This is a genomic window from Halomonas korlensis, from assembly GCF_900116705.1.
GTDB lineage: Bacteria > Pseudomonadota > Gammaproteobacteria > Pseudomonadales > Halomonadaceae > Halomonas > Halomonas korlensis.
On the sequence record NZ_FPBP01000002.1, the window covers coordinates 144236 to 159131 of the forward strand.

The 14896-nt window shown below is 62.2% G+C and carries 15 protein-coding genes; 5 read left to right on the forward strand and 10 right to left on the reverse strand.

The genetic code is table 11. From position 1 onward, the window contains the following. The first annotated feature begins 5 nt into the window (after positions 1–5). The gene (locus BM341_RS03425; protein WP_089792942.1) at positions 6–560 is read left to right on the forward strand and encodes a hypothetical protein; all 555 of its coding nucleotides are present in this window, start codon (positions 6–8) and stop codon (positions 558–560) included. Here the strand turns inward: BM341_RS03425 and BM341_RS03430 are convergent. Together BM341_RS03430 and BM341_RS03435 are read right to left on the reverse strand one after the other, a co-directional pair. Continuing rightward, positions 557–2050 carry an amidase gene (locus BM341_RS03430; protein ID WP_342713864.1) on the reverse strand — a complete coding sequence of 498 codons (1494 nt, stop codon included), beginning with the start codon at positions 2048–2050 and terminating at the stop codon, positions 557–559. The genes BM341_RS03425 and BM341_RS03430 overlap by 4 nt on opposite strands. Before the next feature lie 337 nt (positions 2051–2387). Next, positions 2388–2891, reverse strand: a complete 504-nt coding sequence (locus BM341_RS03435) for a porin family protein (RefSeq protein WP_089792946.1) — start codon at positions 2889–2891, stop codon at positions 2388–2390. A 244-nt stretch (positions 2892–3135) separates the two neighbouring features. On the opposite strand from BM341_RS03435, the gene BM341_RS03440 reads away from it, so the two are divergent. Beyond that, positions 3136–4284 carry an aminotransferase class V-fold PLP-dependent enzyme gene (locus BM341_RS03440; RefSeq protein ID WP_089792948.1) on the forward strand — a complete coding sequence of 383 codons (1149 nt, stop codon included), beginning with the start codon at positions 3136–3138 and terminating at the stop codon, positions 4282–4284. 78 nt (positions 4285–4362) lie between these two features. On the opposite strand, the gene BM341_RS03445 is transcribed toward BM341_RS03440, so the two are convergent. The 4 genes from BM341_RS03445 to BM341_RS03460 form a co-directional block, all read right to left on the reverse strand. Further along, a complete protein-coding gene (locus BM341_RS03445; RefSeq protein ID WP_089792950.1) occupies positions 4363–5046 on the reverse strand; it encodes a CBS domain-containing protein in 684 nt (227 codons plus the stop codon). Between the two features lie 171 nt (positions 5047–5217). After that, on the reverse strand, positions 5218–5586 hold the full coding sequence (locus tag BM341_RS03450) for a glutathione S-transferase N-terminal domain-containing protein (protein WP_089792952.1): 369 nt from the start codon (positions 5584–5586) through the stop codon (positions 5218–5220). 52 nt (positions 5587–5638) lie between these two features. Beyond that, positions 5639–7159: a hypothetical protein gene (locus BM341_RS03455; RefSeq protein ID WP_245784145.1), complete on the reverse strand. Its 1521-nt coding sequence runs from the start codon at positions 7157–7159 to the stop codon at positions 5639–5641. 38 nt (positions 7160–7197) lie between these two features. After that, positions 7198–9489, reverse strand: a complete 2292-nt coding sequence (locus BM341_RS03460; RefSeq protein WP_425431970.1) for a mechanosensitive ion channel domain-containing protein — start codon at positions 9487–9489, stop codon at positions 7198–7200. 197 nt (positions 9490–9686) lie between these two features. Between BM341_RS03460 and BM341_RS03465 the strand changes: the two genes are divergently transcribed. Both BM341_RS03465 and BM341_RS03470 read left to right on the forward strand, forming a co-directional pair. Beyond that, positions 9687–10694 carry an amidoligase family protein gene (locus BM341_RS03465; RefSeq protein WP_089792954.1) on the forward strand — a complete coding sequence of 336 codons (1008 nt, stop codon included), beginning with the start codon at positions 9687–9689 and terminating at the stop codon, positions 10692–10694. After that, a complete protein-coding gene (locus BM341_RS03470; protein WP_089792957.1) occupies positions 10691–11365 on the forward strand; it encodes a gamma-glutamyl-gamma-aminobutyrate hydrolase family protein in 675 nt (224 codons plus the stop codon). Before BM341_RS03465 ends, BM341_RS03470 begins: the two co-directional genes overlap by 4 nt. Before the next feature lie 86 nt (positions 11366–11451). Here BM341_RS03470 and BM341_RS03475 read toward each other — a convergent pair whose 3' ends face one another. From BM341_RS03475 to BM341_RS03485, 3 genes are all read right to left on the reverse strand, one after another. Further along, a complete protein-coding gene (locus BM341_RS03475) occupies positions 11452–11883 on the reverse strand; it encodes an OsmC family protein (RefSeq protein WP_089792959.1) in 432 nt (143 codons plus the stop codon). 137 nt (positions 11884–12020) lie between these two features. Beyond that, positions 12021–12521 carry a thiol peroxidase gene (gene tpx / locus BM341_RS03480; protein WP_089792960.1) on the reverse strand — a complete coding sequence of 167 codons (501 nt, stop codon included), beginning with the start codon at positions 12519–12521 and terminating at the stop codon, positions 12021–12023. 54 nt (positions 12522–12575) lie between these two features. After that, positions 12576–13136, reverse strand: a complete 561-nt coding sequence (locus tag BM341_RS03485) for a DUF1415 domain-containing protein (RefSeq protein ID WP_089793420.1) — start codon at positions 13134–13136, stop codon at positions 12576–12578. A 145-nt stretch (positions 13137–13281) separates the two neighbouring features. On the opposite strand from BM341_RS03485, the gene BM341_RS03490 reads away from it, so the two are divergent. Continuing rightward, positions 13282–14184 carry an aldo/keto reductase gene (locus tag BM341_RS03490; protein ID WP_089792962.1) on the forward strand — a complete coding sequence of 301 codons (903 nt, stop codon included), beginning with the start codon at positions 13282–13284 and terminating at the stop codon, positions 14182–14184. Here the strand turns inward: BM341_RS03490 and nfi are convergent. Beyond that, positions 14167–14877 (reverse strand): deoxyribonuclease V, encoded by a 711-nt coding sequence (gene nfi / locus BM341_RS03495; protein ID WP_425431971.1) that lies wholly within the window; start codon positions 14875–14877, stop codon positions 14167–14169. The two genes, BM341_RS03490 and nfi, sit on opposite strands and share 18 nt — an antisense overlap. Between the last annotated feature and the right edge of the window lie 19 nt (positions 14878–14896).

Here is a 14896-nt window from a genome sequence, read left to right on the forward strand (position 1 = left end):
ATGTCATGCCCTCACTCAGCCCCCAAGCACTCGCCGTCGTCGACGAACTCGCCGAACGTCACGCCTTCAGTCGTGAGGCCGTTGCGCACATGATGTCGGCCGTGGCCGACGGCAATGGTCAAATGGCGATGTTTTCGCACCCCGAGTTCGGCGGCCCCGGCCAATGGATGCAGGGCGGCTTGCTGATGCTGAGCGACCCCGTCAACCATCTCTTGAAAGCTCGGGTGGATGCGCTATGCCATGAGATCGGTGAGATACTTGCCCACCAGCCGGGTCGGCTCGTCACACACGAAACTACCGCGTGGTGGCCGGCGGAGCTCGGCACGCCCAACGCAACCGGCGAACAGAACGGTCTGCGCTACGCCTACTTCGCGCAGGCACGCCGCCTCGTGGTGCAGACAGAAGATACCCTGCAGGTCTATGACACCCTTGATCATCGCATCAGTAGTCTTGCTCAACAGCAAGGCGGCCGCAGTCGATTTACGCTGACCAGCCAGCATGGAGAGATTGACCTTGCGAGCCTGCCGGTCATTTCCACCGGCAGGCTGTCGCCGGGCTAGACCACGAAAGGGTCTACCGGTGTGCAGGGGCCGAAGGCGGCCTCGATGGTTTCGGCCGCCTCCAGTACCAGGTCGTCGCGAAAGCGGTCGGCATACAGCTGAACGGTCATCGGGGCGTTGTTGATCGGCTGGGTCGGCACCACCGCGGCGGGAATGCCGAGCAGGTTGCCCGGGGTCACGAACCACTGCATGCTCAGCATCAGGTCACCGCCGACGGGCGTTGCGACATCGGCGTCATGCGCGAACGGCGCCGACGGCCAGACGGGACCCAGAACGATCGGATAATGAGCAAAGAACGCCGACCAGGCACGTCCGAGGCGCGAGCGCTCCTGATGCAGCAGCGCATGCGTCACCGTCGGGTCGATCTTGGTGATCAACGCATCCATGAGCATGGCCGCCTCTGCGCTGAGCATGGGGCGCATCGACTCGGCAGTAACGCTCAGGTCGGACATCTGGAATTGCGTCCAGAGGTGGTTGATCAACTCGATTTCCGGCGGTATCGCCTCCTCCACCTGGTAACCGGCGGCAGCGAGCGCGTCGCCTGCTGCTCGCACACTAGCGACAATGGCAGGGTCAACGACACTGCCAGGCAGCGATGTGACCATGGCAACACGACGGGCCACCGGCGGGCCTTCCAACGCTACCGTGACGGAGCGTGGATCGCGCACATGCTGCCCGTTAACCTGTTCCAGAACGAGCCTGAGATCGTCTACGCTACGGGCGATGGGGCCATCCGTCAGCATCACCTGGGCACTCAGGTAGCCGTCGCCGCTACTGCCGAAGGGAACGCGCCCCTGGGTAGGCTTCAACGCGGCGACACCGCAGCAGAACGCAGGATTTCTCAGAGACCCGCCGATGTCATTGCCAATACCGAGCGGCGACATGCCGGACGCCACGGCCGAGCCTTCACCACCACTGCTGCCCCCCGCGGTCAGTTGTGCGTTCCACGGATTGCGCGTCAGCCCTCTGTACGGGTTGCTGGTGGAAACCCGCAGGCCCATTTCCGGCATGTTCGTGCGCCCGATGGGGATGGCCCCGGCGGCGCGCATCCGCTCGACCACCGGCGCATCCTGCTCCGGTAATGCATTGGCGTTCGCGGCCAGGCCGAAAGTCGTTGGAGTGCCGACACAATCGATGTTCTCCTTCACGGTGATCGGCACCCCGTGCAGGGGCGGTAGATCACGCTTGCCCGTCTTCTTGCGATGAGCATCCGCCGCGTCCGCCGCCTCACGGGCCGAGGTGCGCAACATGACAGTCACGGCATTAAGCGTCGGATTAACCGCCTCGATCCGCGCCAGATGCGCATCGACCACCTCGCGGCTCGACACTTCCCCCGATCGGATGAGGGCCGCCAATGTCGTAGCAGACTGCCGCCAGAGGTCCTGCGAACGGCTCGGGGCCCTGGATGAAGCGCGCTTTTTCATGTGTTCCCTTCCTTTTTTGGCCTGTGACTCCCGCCAAGTTGGCGGCACGGTGATGCGATCCTGCATCGTCAAGGCATATTGCCGCTGCAATGAAGTTTCTGTAGACGCTAAACAACACTAGCGCCATCATTTCGATGGCATCGAAAACAAGTGACCGGAAGTTTTCTCATCGACTCAGTATTAACGATAAGGCCATAACGACCTGATATTTTTTCTATGGCAGGCCAATTTAAAGAATAGCAAAGGCACCTGAAGCGAGTTTCTTCATGGGACGCTAAACCATCTTATATAAGTAATAGTTAACTTAGAAAATATCGAAACGCGCCTGCTCTGCTTAAACTCTACATAAAAAAGCCCCGTTACCATCACGCAACGGGGCTTGGGGTCACCTTTATATACGGGCTCAGAAACGGAATTTCAGGCCCACGCTGGTAGCATCGAACGTGTAATCTGACTTGTCGAGGTAGCGCATGTAGTCGGCGCCCAGCGCCAGGTTGGGCGTCAGATCGAATTCCGCGCCACCCCCATAGGAGACGTCGCTTTCACTGCCGCCACGCGACACATCGACCTCGGTCGCCCCGAGCAGACCATAGAGCCGAAACTCACGAGACACTGGCAGAATGCCCTTGGCATAGGCGCCCGCCAGGGAGTCAAGATCGGCCGATCCATCAGAGCCACCGGCACCCAGATGGCCTTCCACAGCGAAATAATCGTTGAACTGAACGCCGCCGTTCAGTCGCAGCCCGACACTGTCGCGCTTGCCTCCTTGATCGTCGTCAAGCTCCCAGAAGAGCGCATCGCCACCGACATAGGGTTCGAGTATCACCGCCTGTTGCGCCTGAGCCGTTGAGGCCATTACCCCAGTCACAAACAAGGCGGAAACGGTTGAAATCATCAGGGTTTTCATTGCAACCTCCATTAAGAAACAGCGTTTCCTTACAATCTTCAGTCTGGTACAACTTCGACCAAAGTTCAAGCCAGGCAGGCCTGGCCACTCTTTTTGGCTTAGGCCTGGGGCCCACGGCGGCCCCTGCCATGCGACAACCCTGTACCAACAATGGGTTGTGCTGGCTCCCAACGGTGAATGGGAATATCCTCGAAGCACAATGATCCTTCGACGACGAAGGCCCGAAATCTGTACGGAGAATGAAATGGCCGGCTTGCTCCCCGATGTCGACCCCGATGGACTGCTTGAGTATTCCGTCGTCTATACCGACCGTTCACTGAATCATATGTCGGCACGCTTTCAGGAAGTGATGCGCGATATCTCTGCTAACCTCAAGCACGTCTACCATGCCCACAGCGCAGTGATCGTGCCGGGCAGTGGCACCTTCGGCATGGAAGCTGTGGCGCGTCAGTTCGCCACCGACCGCACTTGCCTGGTAATCCGCAATGGCTGGTTCAGTTATCGCTGGAGCCAGATCCTCGACATGGGCGGAATACCCGCCGAGACCAGCGTACTCAAGGCTCGCCGTATCGACGAAGACGACGCCACCGCGCCCTTCGCCCCTCCGCCGATCGAAGATGTCATCGAGTCAATCCACAGCGTCAAACCCGACGTGGTGTTCGCGCCGCATGTGGAAACGTCTACCGGGATGCTGCTGCCGGATGACTACCTGCGCCAGGTCGCCGATGCCATCCACGAGGAAGGTGGCCTGTTCGTACTCGACTGCATCGCCTCGGGGGCGTTATGGATCGACATGCAGGACCTGGGCATCGACGTCCTGGTCAGCGCTCCACAGAAGGGCTGGAGTGCCAGCCCCTGTTGCGCCATGGTCATGCTGTCGCGGATAGCGCGCGAGATTATCGACGAAACCACCAGCAGCAGCTTCGCCTGTGACCTTCGCAAGTGGCTATCGATCATGGAGGCCTACGAGAACGGCGGCCATGCCTATCACGCCACCATGCCCACGGACGGCCTGGTCAAGCTGCGCGATGTCATGAACGAGACCCAGGCCTATGGCCTGGAGAAGGTGCGCGACGAGCAGTGGGCTCTGGGTGAGGGGGTGCGCGCCATGCTCGCCGCACACGGATTGAAGAGTGTGGCCGCCCCCGGCTTCGAGGCGCCAGGCGTGGTCGTGAGCTACACCGACGATGACGGCATCGTCGGCAAGTTCAAGGCTGCAGGTGTGCAGGTCGCCGGCGGTGTGGCGCTGATGTGCGACGAGGGAGACGACTTTCAGACGTTTCGCATCGGTCTGTTCGGCCTGGACAAGCTACATAACCGGGAGCAGAGCCTGGCACATCTCGAAGCGGCGCTACGCCAGATCGGCCGGGTCGAGGCCCAGCCGCCAGGCTAGGGCGGTCGGTATCATGAACGACGCAGGGCGGCCCGATGGCCGCCCTGCTGGTATGTGAAGTCCCGCTGGCGTGACGCCTCAGAAGCTCGACATCCCCCGCGGCAAGTAGCCTAGGTTGTTTTCCACGGATTTGACGCCGGGCGTATTTTCGGCGGCGACCTGGGCGGCAAGCTTTTCCTCCTTCGTCTCCACCAGCCCCCAGAGCTGGACCTTGCCATCGGCCACGATCACATTGATGTGTTCGACCACCACGCCGGTATTCTCATCGATTTCCCGGCGAATCGCGTCACGGATCTCTCGATCATCGACGTTGGGGGCGAGGTCGGGTGCCGTCGCGGAAAACCCGCGCAACAGGTTGGCCCGGCTGACGATGCCCACCAGCTTGCCGTCACGCACCACCGGGACTCGCTTGATACGATGCTTCTCAAGCAGCTTGGCGATACGATACAGCGGCTCGTGTTCATCGATACAAATCGGATTGGCGGTCATGATGTCGCGGGCTCGACGGCCATGTGACTTGACGTAATCACTGGCGCTATTGGCAGAAAATATCCTGAGCCACCACGACTTGTGATGCTCATCCTCGTTGTCGACCCGGCGCATCAGATCGCCCTCGCTGACGATGCCGAGCACCTTGTTCTCGGCATCCACCACGGGCACTGCGCTGATACCGTGTTCCAGCAGCAAGGTTGCAATCTCCAATACCTCGCTGTCCGGGTTAACGGTAATGACATTCGGGGTCATGACGTCTGCTGCTTGCATGGGTGCCTCCTGATGCTGAAACCGGATGCCATTACCGCAGCGGGCCATTCCGCCGGGCATGGTCATTCTTGAGCATAGCAAGCCCACAAGAACTCGCCTTGATTCAAAACAAGCCGACGGCAGTGTTACGGCATGGCGGCTGCCGTAACGCTCGCAGGTCCCGCGTTCGGTTCAGCCACCGAAGCGCTGGCGTAGCCAGGCGATGATATCCCGCGATTCGTAGAGCCACTGATCGGGGCCGTCCGGATCGACAATCAGCAGACAGGGAACCTGCACCTTGCCCCCGCCTTCCCTGAGCGCTTGACGATGCTCGGGGTCGAGCTGGGCATCTCGCACCTCGATATTGAGATTGAGACGGGTGATTTCGCGTCGCACCGTAATGCTGAAAGGGCAGGAGCGAAACTGGTAGAGCGCAAGGTTCTGGCAGGCCTGATCTACCCGCGCCTGTTCTTCGGGGCTACGCTCGATTTCTGCTGAGGTGCCCAGCTTGCCGGCCACCCACTCCAGCGGGGCGAACACTTTCTTGAGCAATGAAGACATGATGTTCCTCAAGGTTGCCGAACTGCTGTGACAACGTTCCCGGCCATTCGGCTCATGGACCAGGAAACGAGACTCCCGGCGAACGGCTGGCTCGTGGGGATACCTCGGTTCCTGCCCCCGACTCATGGTCGGGCCCTTCGGTGTGGACGCGCTCCACATCAACGATCCTCGAGCGGCTCATCACAATCTTCCAGCGCTGCAGGGTCGGCCCGCGGTCACCTTGTACCTCGCGGATCACCAGGTTGAGCAGGTGGCGCTTTTCCACCTCCTCACGTATCACTTGATCCCCTTCCACCAGGCGATAGACCCGGTGGCTACCCTTGTCCATCAGTCGCGCGATCAACGAGAGATCAAGCGACAATGTCTCGCGTGTGTGGTCGTACCCGCTGAGAAAGCGGGTAGGCAACATTCGCGAGCGCGAGCGGTAGTGCAGTACCACCTCTTCGCGCTGCGCGACGTTGCGCTTGCGCACCCGCTGAATTTCCCCGTCCAGCCTGGCGTAACGCTTGTAGTCAAACCACTCCAGCTGTCGGCCCACCACCTGGTTGCGGGTCGGATCCAGATACTGACGGCGCCACTTGGGACGTCCCTTGCGCAACAGCCGCCACAAGGTGTTGCGAAGGTCATCCTTGAACACCTCGCGCAGGGCGTAGATGCCTGCCATGGCCAGCACAAACAGTGCGGTTATGTCGGCCAGCGTATCGCGCACCTGCAGCAGGCCCAGCGAGACGAACACCATCACCACCGCAGTGGCCAGCGCCTTGACGGCCTTTTGTTCGACGTTGCCCAGCTCCTGGGAGTTCTGCTTGAGGGTCACCGGGTATTCGATCAGCCGGCGCAGCAGGCGCATCTTGTTGGACATCCGAGTGGAGTCCAACGTGACGCGCTCGGAGTTGTATTCGCGTTCGCGGCGGTAATCATCCTCGGCACGGCAGATCGTCAGCAGGCGCGCACGTACCTCGCGGAAGCGCGCGCCCCTCGGCAGCCCGGCGAGCAGCGCCAGTAGACGCTGCTCGGTAAACCAGGACAGGTAGTTGTCGATGGTGGCGAAGTAACGGTGCAGGCTTTCCTCGCCAGGCTCGTGCCGGCGCAGCCGTTGAAGGATGCTCACCGCCAGGTCGGCGTGCTCGGCCAGGCGCTGCTGCAGACTCGGCGTTTCTTCTCCAGCCTCTTTCTTCGCGGGCTCGGCGTGCGCCTCGCCTGACTTGCCACCGAGGGTTTTCTCGGCCTTGCGAACCCGTCGAGCATCATCCAACAGCGGCTGAGTGGAGCGCTCCATGGCCACCACGTACTGGTAGGCATAAAGGCTCAGGCTGAGGCGATAGTGCTCGGCATCGAGCTTGCCGCGCTCGGCCAGGCGGCTGAGCACCAGCGGCAGTCGGTAGCGGTCACTGAAATAAGTACGCTTGACCTGAATCGCCGCGTGGTAGAAGTCCTCTTCGGCGATTACCTGGCCGGTCAGCCCAAGCTCCCCCGGCACGAAGAGGTAGAGATCGAGCCGATGTGAGGTCTCCTCCTGCAGCACGCGGGAAACCTTGAGATGCAAGCTGTCCTGGCGCTCGACATGGATCACGGGCGACTCACGCTATGGGTTCATGCTGCTGGCTCATACTACTGGGCCGGGTCGGGCGAGCCGCCGCTGGCGCTGGTCTGGCGGTGAGGGTCGGCGGCACCGACACGCCCCGGCGCCCGGCCGGCGGCATCCCGCTTGCTCGTCTGTTCGTCATATTCACTACTACCATCGTTTTCGCTACTACCATCCAAGCGATCGCCGCCCATTCCTTCCATGCTGACACTGAGACGCGGGACACCCAGGTCCAGTGCCTGGGCCTCCATACGCTGCTTGAGCAGCAGGTTGTAGGCGCGCGCCACGTCCCACTGCATTTCCGGCGCCGTGCGAAAGCGCATGCGCAGGATCGGACAGCCCTCCTCGAAGCTGTCGATTCCCTGCATCTCCAGGGGGGACCAGATGTGATGGCGCATCATCGGATCCTGACGCAGCTCCAGCGCGATGTCGTGCATGAGAGTGATCGCATCGTCGATCTTCATGGTGTAGGGAATGCGGATCTTCATCAGCGCAATGCCGAACTGGCGCGACATATTATGGATGGACTCGATGCGGCTGAAGGTGATGATATGCACGATGGCATCCAGGTCGCGCAGACGCACGGTACGCAGCGTCAGCCCCTCGACGGTACCGATGTGTCCATTGATCCTGACGAAGTCGTCCACCGCCAGGGAATCCTCGATGAGGATGAAGATGCCGGTGATCAAATCCTGTACCAGGGTCTGGGCGCCGAAGCCGATTGCCAGGCCGATCACACCGGCACCCGCCAGCAGCGGCGTGACATTGACGCCCAGATTGGCCAGGCCAACGATCGCGGCGATAATGATGATGGTGACGAAGACCACGTTGCGCAGCATCGGCGTAATCGTCTGGGCGCGGGCCAGATTGATGCGACGCCCCCGCGAACGCGCCGGTTTGGTCAACGCACGATTGATGGCGGTATCGGCGAAGATCCATGCCAACCAGGCCAACAACACCGTGAAGCCGATCGCCAGCAGTGCCTGCCCGATGCGCGCGCTGGCCACGCCCTGTTGACCGACCCCCAGTATCGAGCCACCCCACACCTGAAGCGACAGCTCGATGAAGACTACCCAGGTCGCCACATGCGACAGCGCATAGCCGAAGCGTTCAAGGCGCTTGCGATAGTCGCTGAGTCGGCGACGCTTGACTCGACGCTCGGACTGGCGACGTATCAATCCCGTGACGACCAGGGCGAGGACCAGTAATGACGCGGAAATGATCGAGCGCGCCAGTGCCGTGCCGACATCGCCCGCCGAGATGAAGATCGCCACCAACGACCCCCCGACCAGCAGCAGCGAAGGCACATGCCAGAGCCCTCCCAGAACGCGGATCATCTCCTGTGAACCGCCCTTGTCGCGGCGATACCGATAGGGCCGGTTACGGATCAGATGCTTGATTGGGCGCTTGAACCGCACGATGAAGCGACCGCTGAGCAGGGCCGCCAGCATATTGGCCAGCACCGACATCAGGCCGGCCAGCTCACTGCCCATCGTCTCCACGAGCCGGGCCGATTGGAACGCATCCCCGAGAGCGACAAGTGCGCCGATGACGAACAGCGGGCGCAGCGCCTGTTGTTGCAGGATCTTCACGGCGATGTAGCGGTGGCCGCGGGTGAAGACCGAGACGAAGGTTTCGACCACCACCGACAGCGTTCGACCGCAGAGCGCGATATACGCCACGACCATGGCCATCAGGCGACCGGGACTGTCCGGTATCAGCGGAGAGATGCCCAGCACCAGGCCGAACGCCAGGGCCCACGGCAGCAATCGGCGCAGGAAATGCACGGCCAGCAGCCAGGCACGCGGCTCACGCGGCAGGTCCAACGGCCAGTGGTAGCGGCGCGCCAGCAGGCGCCCCAGCGCCACCAGAATCACCACCAGGCCTACCCAGATGCCCAGCAGCACGGCGCCTTCGATGACGAAGCGCAACAGCTCGGTATTCCCGGTACGGGTCACCAATGCACTGAGATCCGACCAGCCCTGATTCAGTTGGCGGCGCCAGTCGTCGATCGGCGACTGGCCAGCCTCCGCCTGGTCGCCTATCTCGGTCAAGGTTTCGGCCAGTGCGCCCAGCAGCCCCTGACGTGGCATCGCGCCATCCTGCTCGGCGACTTCTCCCTGGACACGCTGCAGCTCGCGCAGGCTTTCCAGCAAGGCGTCGCGTCTCTCGGCATTCTCCAGTGTCGCGATCACTTCCTGAAGAGAATTCTGGAAGGCTTCGGGATCGTGGTCCTGGCTTTCATTGCCTCCATTGGACAGGCCCGCCATTCCCAGTGGCGATACCTGAGCATGGGCCGGAAAGCTCAGGCAAAGCATTAGCAATCCCCACCACAGACAAGGCATCAGCGCCTGTACCCATGAGCCTCGCAGTGGGGCCTTCCGGCCCGACTGGCATGCAGTGGACAACATCTCTTCTCCGTCTCGTTAGGGCCGATCCGCCGGCGACGATGGCAGGCATTATGATAGGCTGCGATATAATTTCTACTCCCGCATAACGTGCACAGGATGCCGCCATGACGCCCTTGTCGCCACCCGAACCCCGCAATTCGTCAGGTGAGATCCGACGCGTCGGGGTCGAGATCGAGTTTGCCGGCTTGCCCCCACGGGATACCACGGCGCTGGTACAGGAGCTGTTTGGCGGCGAGTTGATAACGGTGAGTGCCCACCGCCTGAAGGTCAAGGACACCCGCTGGGGCGATTTCGTTATCGAACTCGATACCCAGTACGCGCATCCCGACGATGCCGTCATCAACGCCGGCCCCAAGGATGACAGCGACCTGGAGCGTCATCGTCATCAAGTGCGTGTCGATTTCCATACCCGCACCCGCGAGCTGATCGGTGATGTCGTCACTGGCCTGGTGCCCACTGAAATCGTCTGCCCGCCGGTCCGCTGGGATGAGCTTCATGAACTCGATGCGCTCTTCGGCGCCCTGCGCGGCCATGGCGCCAAGGGCACCAATGATAGCCTGCTGTATGGCTTCGGCCTGCACCTCAATCCTGAGGTGCCAAGCCTGGAAGTGGCGAGCATTCTGGATCATCTGCGCGCCTACCTGCTCAGCGCCCAGTGGCTTCGCGAACAGATCGATATCGATATCACACGCGAGGTGCTGCCCCACGCCAACCCCTTTCCCAAGCCTTACGCCCTGAAGATTCTCGACCCCAGCTATGCTCCTGACGTGGATACCTTGATCGGCGATTATCTGGAGCATAACCCGTCGCGTAATCGTGAACTGGACATGTTCCCGCTCTTTGCCTATCTGCGACCCGACTACCCCCATCCGCTGTTCCACCACAAGCTGGTCAAGCCACGGCCGACCTTCCACTATCGGCTGCCCGATGCGCGCCTTTCGGAACCAGGCTGGGGCTCGGCCGTGGAATGGAACCGCTGGGTCGAAGTCGAGCGTCTGGCAGCCGACAAGGTAGCGCTTACCGAGCGTTCGGCCGCTTACCTGGCTCGACACACGCGCTCGCCGGTGACCCGCTGGATGGAAAAACTGCGCGACTGGATGGGGGGCTCGTGAGTCAAGACATCCGTCCCCTGATCGGTATTACTACCTCCGACACCAAGAGCCAGATTGCCTGGCTCTTCGACTGGTTCGCGGTATGGCGACACGGAGGCCGACCGGTGCGCCTGTCGCCTTCACGCCCTATCCCGGAGCATCTTGACGGCCTGATCATCGGCGGTGGCGATGACATCCAGGCGCATCTGTATGGGGGTGAGGTCCAACTGGATGTTCGTCTCGATCCTCAGCGCGACGAACTGGAGCTGACCCTACTGGAGCGTTTCATTCCCCAGGGCGCGCCGGTACTGGGTATCTGCCGCGGTGCGCAGCTGATCAATGTACACCTTGGCGGCACCCTCGACCCGGATATCTACACCACCCACGAAGGCCTCAAGCAGCGGCGCACCGTGCTGCCACGCAAGACCGTGGACATCGTCGGCGACAGCCAGCTTCACCGCATCCTCCGCGTCACCTGGTGTCGCATCAACAGTCTGCACCATCAGGCCGTTCAGCAAGCCGGGCGCGGCATCGAGATCGTCGCCCGCGATCGCAACGGCCTGGTGCAGGGCATCGAGTCGCGCGACCATACCTTTCTGATCGGCGTGCAATGGCACCCCGAATGGCTGATCTTCAACCGGCCCCAGCAGCGCTTGATCCGCGCCTTGATCGAGGCCGCCGACCGGCCCTGAATATCGTCAAGCGCATAATTTTTAATATGCACCGAGAAAACGGCCACCCGAAGGTGGCCGTTACGATCATTCAGGTGGGCCTCGTATCAATTATCGAGGGTGGCATCTAGCGTGATCTTGGCATTCAAGAGCTTGGATACCGGGCAGCCCGCCTTGGCTTTCTCGGCGGCCTCCTCGAAGGCGGTCTGGTCGGCGCCAGGCATGCGTACCCGGGTCTCGAGATGAATGGCCGGAATGCTGAAGCCATCGTCATCCTGCTCGAGGGTCACCGTGGCCTTGGTGTCGATGCTTTCGGCCTCCATATCGGCTTCACCCAATATCAGCGACAGTGCCATCGAGAAACAGCTGGCATGGGCGGCGCCGATCAGCTCCTCGGGGTTGGAGCCTGCCTGACCTTCGAAGCGCTGCTTGAACCCGTACGGCACTTCTTTCAGCACGCCGCTTTCGGTAGATATCGTTCCCTTGCCGTTCTTCAAACCGCCCTGCCAGCGAGCGGAGGCTGTCTTGGTGATGCTCATGAAACGTCTCCCGATAAATGATGGATGGCATCAAGCCATTCCCTGATATGGATGCACAAGGCCGGGTAATCAACCCGGCGGGCGATCAGCGATGAACATTCGCTCGACTCATAGGTCAGCTCAGTGCGCTCAATAGGTCAGCTCAGTGCGCTCAGCGCCGCGTCGTAGTCCGGCTGCTCCTTGATCTCCTCGACCAACTGACTATGGATCACCCGATCCTGTTCGTCGAGCACCACCACCGCCCGCGCGCACAGGCCCGACATCGGGCCGCTGCAAAGGGCCACGCCCCAATCCTTGTGGAAGGCGGGATGGCGAAAGGTCGAGAGCGTCTCGACCTCATCCAGCCCTTCGGCACCACAGAAGCGCTTGGCGGCGAAGGGCAGGTCCGCCGATACCACCAGTACCACCGTATTCGCCAAGCGGGACGCCAACTCGTTGAAGCGACGCGTGGACATCGCGCAGGTCGGCGTATCGACGCTCGGGAGGATATTGAGTACCTTACGTTTGCCGGCCCAGTTCACCAGTGTGACGTCGGTGAGGTCGGTATTGGTCAGCGTGAGCGGTGGCGCCGCCTGCCCAACAGCGGGGAAACTGCCCTCGACATCCACGGGCGTGCCGGCACGGGTGACCTGTTGCATGCGAGTTCCTTATCAAATAATTGACTAATTGAATTGTTGAAATGCTGGCCTGGCTCAGGCCTCGTCGGCATTCTGCGCTTGCAGATCCGCCAGACGGCGCGACAGCTGAGCGTGCCCGACTCGGCGCATCTCGGCAATATTACGCTCGGGAATCGCCTCGGCATCGGCATGGTGGGCCACTGCCTGCTCCACGCTCGCCTCGCGCAACAGGTGCAGCATCGGCCAGGGCGAACGATTGGTGAAATTGGCAGGATCCTCGGGCTCGGCGTCCTCGAAACAATAATCGGGATGAAAGCTTGCCAGCTGATACACCCCCTCGTAGCCCTGCTCGACCATCAACGCCTCGGCAATGGCCAGCAGATCGAGGTAGTCGTCGAAATCCTCCACGCCGCTCGTGAGCACCAACAGGGTGGTCTCGATGCCCGGCTCGTCGTCGAGCCGTTGGCACTCCTGTATCAACCGAAGCAACACGGCCTCCCAGTCGCCGGCCGGGGCCTCGACGTAGCGGATCGTGTCCCGCGCCACTTCACGGCCGGCGAAGGGGCAGATGTCGTGAGCGACCACGAAGGTCTCGATCCAGGCACGGGTCGACGCGAGGGGGGCGGAGGTAGTCATGGTCAGGCTCGGCAGGCAAGGGAAGATGCCATATGGTCCGCCGGCTGCGCGCCGATTGCAAAGCCGCCTCTGGTGTCCCAGCCTGAAGGCCTGCCTTTCATCCAACAGATCGTCCATCGACAGACCGTCACTCAGGAGACGCCTCATGACGTCACGTTCCCCGCACGTCAGCCTTGCGGCCACCGCCCACGAACCCTCCATCGAACTGCCCGCCATCGGCCAGGGCACCTGGTACATGGGCGAGGGGCTAGCGCCGCGCCGCGATGAGGTGCGCGCGCTGCAACAGGGTCTCGAGCTTGGCCTGACGCTAATCGACACCGCCGAGATGTACGGCGACGGCGGCGCTGAGGAGGTCGTGGGCGAGGCAATTGCCGGCCGCCGCGACGAGGCCTTCGTGGTGTCCAAGGTCTATCCCTGGAACGCCGGGCGCGACAGTGCCATCGCCGCCTGTGAGCGCAGCCTCTCGCGGCTCAAAACCGACCATCTGGATCTCTACCTGCTGCACTGGCCCGGCGATATCCCTCTAGAGGAAACGCTGGACGCCTTCGAGCGGCTGCGCGAGAGCGGCAAGATCCGCCGCTTCGGCGTCTCCAACTTCGATGTCGATGAGATGGAAACCCTCGAGGCTACTCCTGGCGGCGACCAGTGCGCGGTCAATCAGGTGCTCTATCACCTGGGCTCGCGAGGCATCGAACACTCTTTGCTGCCCTGGCAGCGTGAGCGCGCCATGCCCACCATGGCCTATTGCCCGCTGGCCCAGGCTGGCGCCCTGCGCCGCGAACTGCTCACCCACCCCACGGTGCGCGGAGTCGCCAATGACCTGGGCATTACTCCCCCTCAGCTCTTGCTGGCCTGGGCGATTCGGCCGATCGATGACCGGCATGGCGACGCCCGTCGTGACGTGATCGCCATCCCCAAGGCGGTGCAGAGCGCGCACGTGACACAGAATGCCGAAGCGCTCGGCATCAAACTCGATGATGACGCCCTGAAGCGTCTCGACGCGGCCTTTCCCGCACCCACCCGCAAGACCTCACTGGATATCATCTAACCCCAGCGATGATGTCTCCGGCATCGTGCCGCGCCGGGAGGCCAGCCGATCGGCCAACCTAGTCGGCTCCGGCAACTTGGTCCGCCCGAGGCAAGCCACCACCCAGCCCAGCGCCGTGTCGAGACACAGCCGGTGGCCCGGCGAAATGAACAAGGGTTTGACGCCGACCCGCGAGCGCAGCACCGCCCCGATGGTCTCGCCGCGATCGAGCAAGGGCGTCCAGTCGCCGCGCGCTTCGCCCAGTTCGCCGTAACGGCCGCAGAGGCGCGATTTCGCCACGCCGATCGTCGGTAGGTCGAGCCACAGCCCGAGGTGTGCCGCGACTCCCAGGCGACGCGGATGGGCGATACCATGGCCATCGACCATCACCAGTTCGGGGCGGACGGCGAGCCTGTCGAAGGCGGCCAGTGCTGCAGGTATCTCGCGAAACGACAGCAGCCCCGGCACGTAGGGCATGCGGGTCGGCTCGCGATGGACCACCTGCTCGACCAGCGTCAGCTCTGGCCAGGTCAGCACGACCACGGCCGCGCGGGTGATGTCCCCGCCCTCCTCGAAGCCGATATCCACCCCGGCGATCCGGGCAACCGGATCGAGACGATCTTCGCGTTCGAGCCTGACGGCGAGTTGTTTCTGGAGGGCAATGGCCTCCGCCGGTGCAAGATTCCATTCGTGCAAGGGGGTAATCGACATCATGGCTCCCTGATTCGTCGGC

What these genes read in the sequence shown, in the direction of transcription:
- BM341_RS03460 (WP_425431970.1), bottom strand. Translation starts at nt 9,489, where the DNA reads ATGCTTTGCCTGAGCTTTCCGGCCCATGCTCAGGTATCGCCACTGGGA.
- BM341_RS03490 (WP_089792962.1), top strand. Translation starts at nt 13,282, where the DNA reads ATGACGTCACGTTCCCCGCACGTCAGCCTTGCGGCCACCGCCCACGAA.
- BM341_RS03445 (WP_089792950.1), bottom strand. Translation starts at nt 5,046, where the DNA reads ATGCAAGCAGCAGACGTCATGACCCCGAATGTCATTACCGTTAACCCG.
- BM341_RS03430 (WP_342713864.1), bottom strand. Translation starts at nt 2,050, where the DNA reads ATGCAGGATCGCATCACCGTGCCGCCAACTTGGCGGGAGTCACAGGCC.
- BM341_RS03485 (WP_089793420.1), bottom strand. Translation starts at nt 13,136, where the DNA reads ATGACTACCTCCGCCCCCCTCGCGTCGACCCGTGCCTGGATCGAGACC.
- BM341_RS03425 (WP_089792942.1), top strand. Translation starts at nt 6, where the DNA reads ATGCCCTCACTCAGCCCCCAAGCACTCGCCGTCGTCGACGAACTCGCC.
- BM341_RS03435 (WP_089792946.1), bottom strand. Translation starts at nt 2,891, where the DNA reads ATGAAAACCCTGATGATTTCAACCGTTTCCGCCTTGTTTGTGACTGGG.
- BM341_RS03465 (WP_089792954.1), top strand. Translation starts at nt 9,687, where the DNA reads ATGACGCCCTTGTCGCCACCCGAACCCCGCAATTCGTCAGGTGAGATC.
- tpx (WP_089792960.1), bottom strand. Translation starts at nt 12,521, where the DNA reads ATGCAACAGGTCACCCGTGCCGGCACGCCCGTGGATGTCGAGGGCAGT.
- BM341_RS03475 (WP_089792959.1), bottom strand. Translation starts at nt 11,883, where the DNA reads ATGAGCATCACCAAGACAGCCTCCGCTCGCTGGCAGGGCGGTTTGAAG.
- nfi (WP_425431971.1), bottom strand. Translation starts at nt 14,877, where the DNA reads ATGATGTCGATTACCCCCTTGCACGAATGGAATCTTGCACCGGCGGAG.
- BM341_RS03450 (WP_089792952.1), bottom strand. Translation starts at nt 5,586, where the DNA reads ATGTCTTCATTGCTCAAGAAAGTGTTCGCCCCGCTGGAGTGGGTGGCC.
- BM341_RS03440 (WP_089792948.1), top strand. Translation starts at nt 3,136, where the DNA reads ATGGCCGGCTTGCTCCCCGATGTCGACCCCGATGGACTGCTTGAGTAT.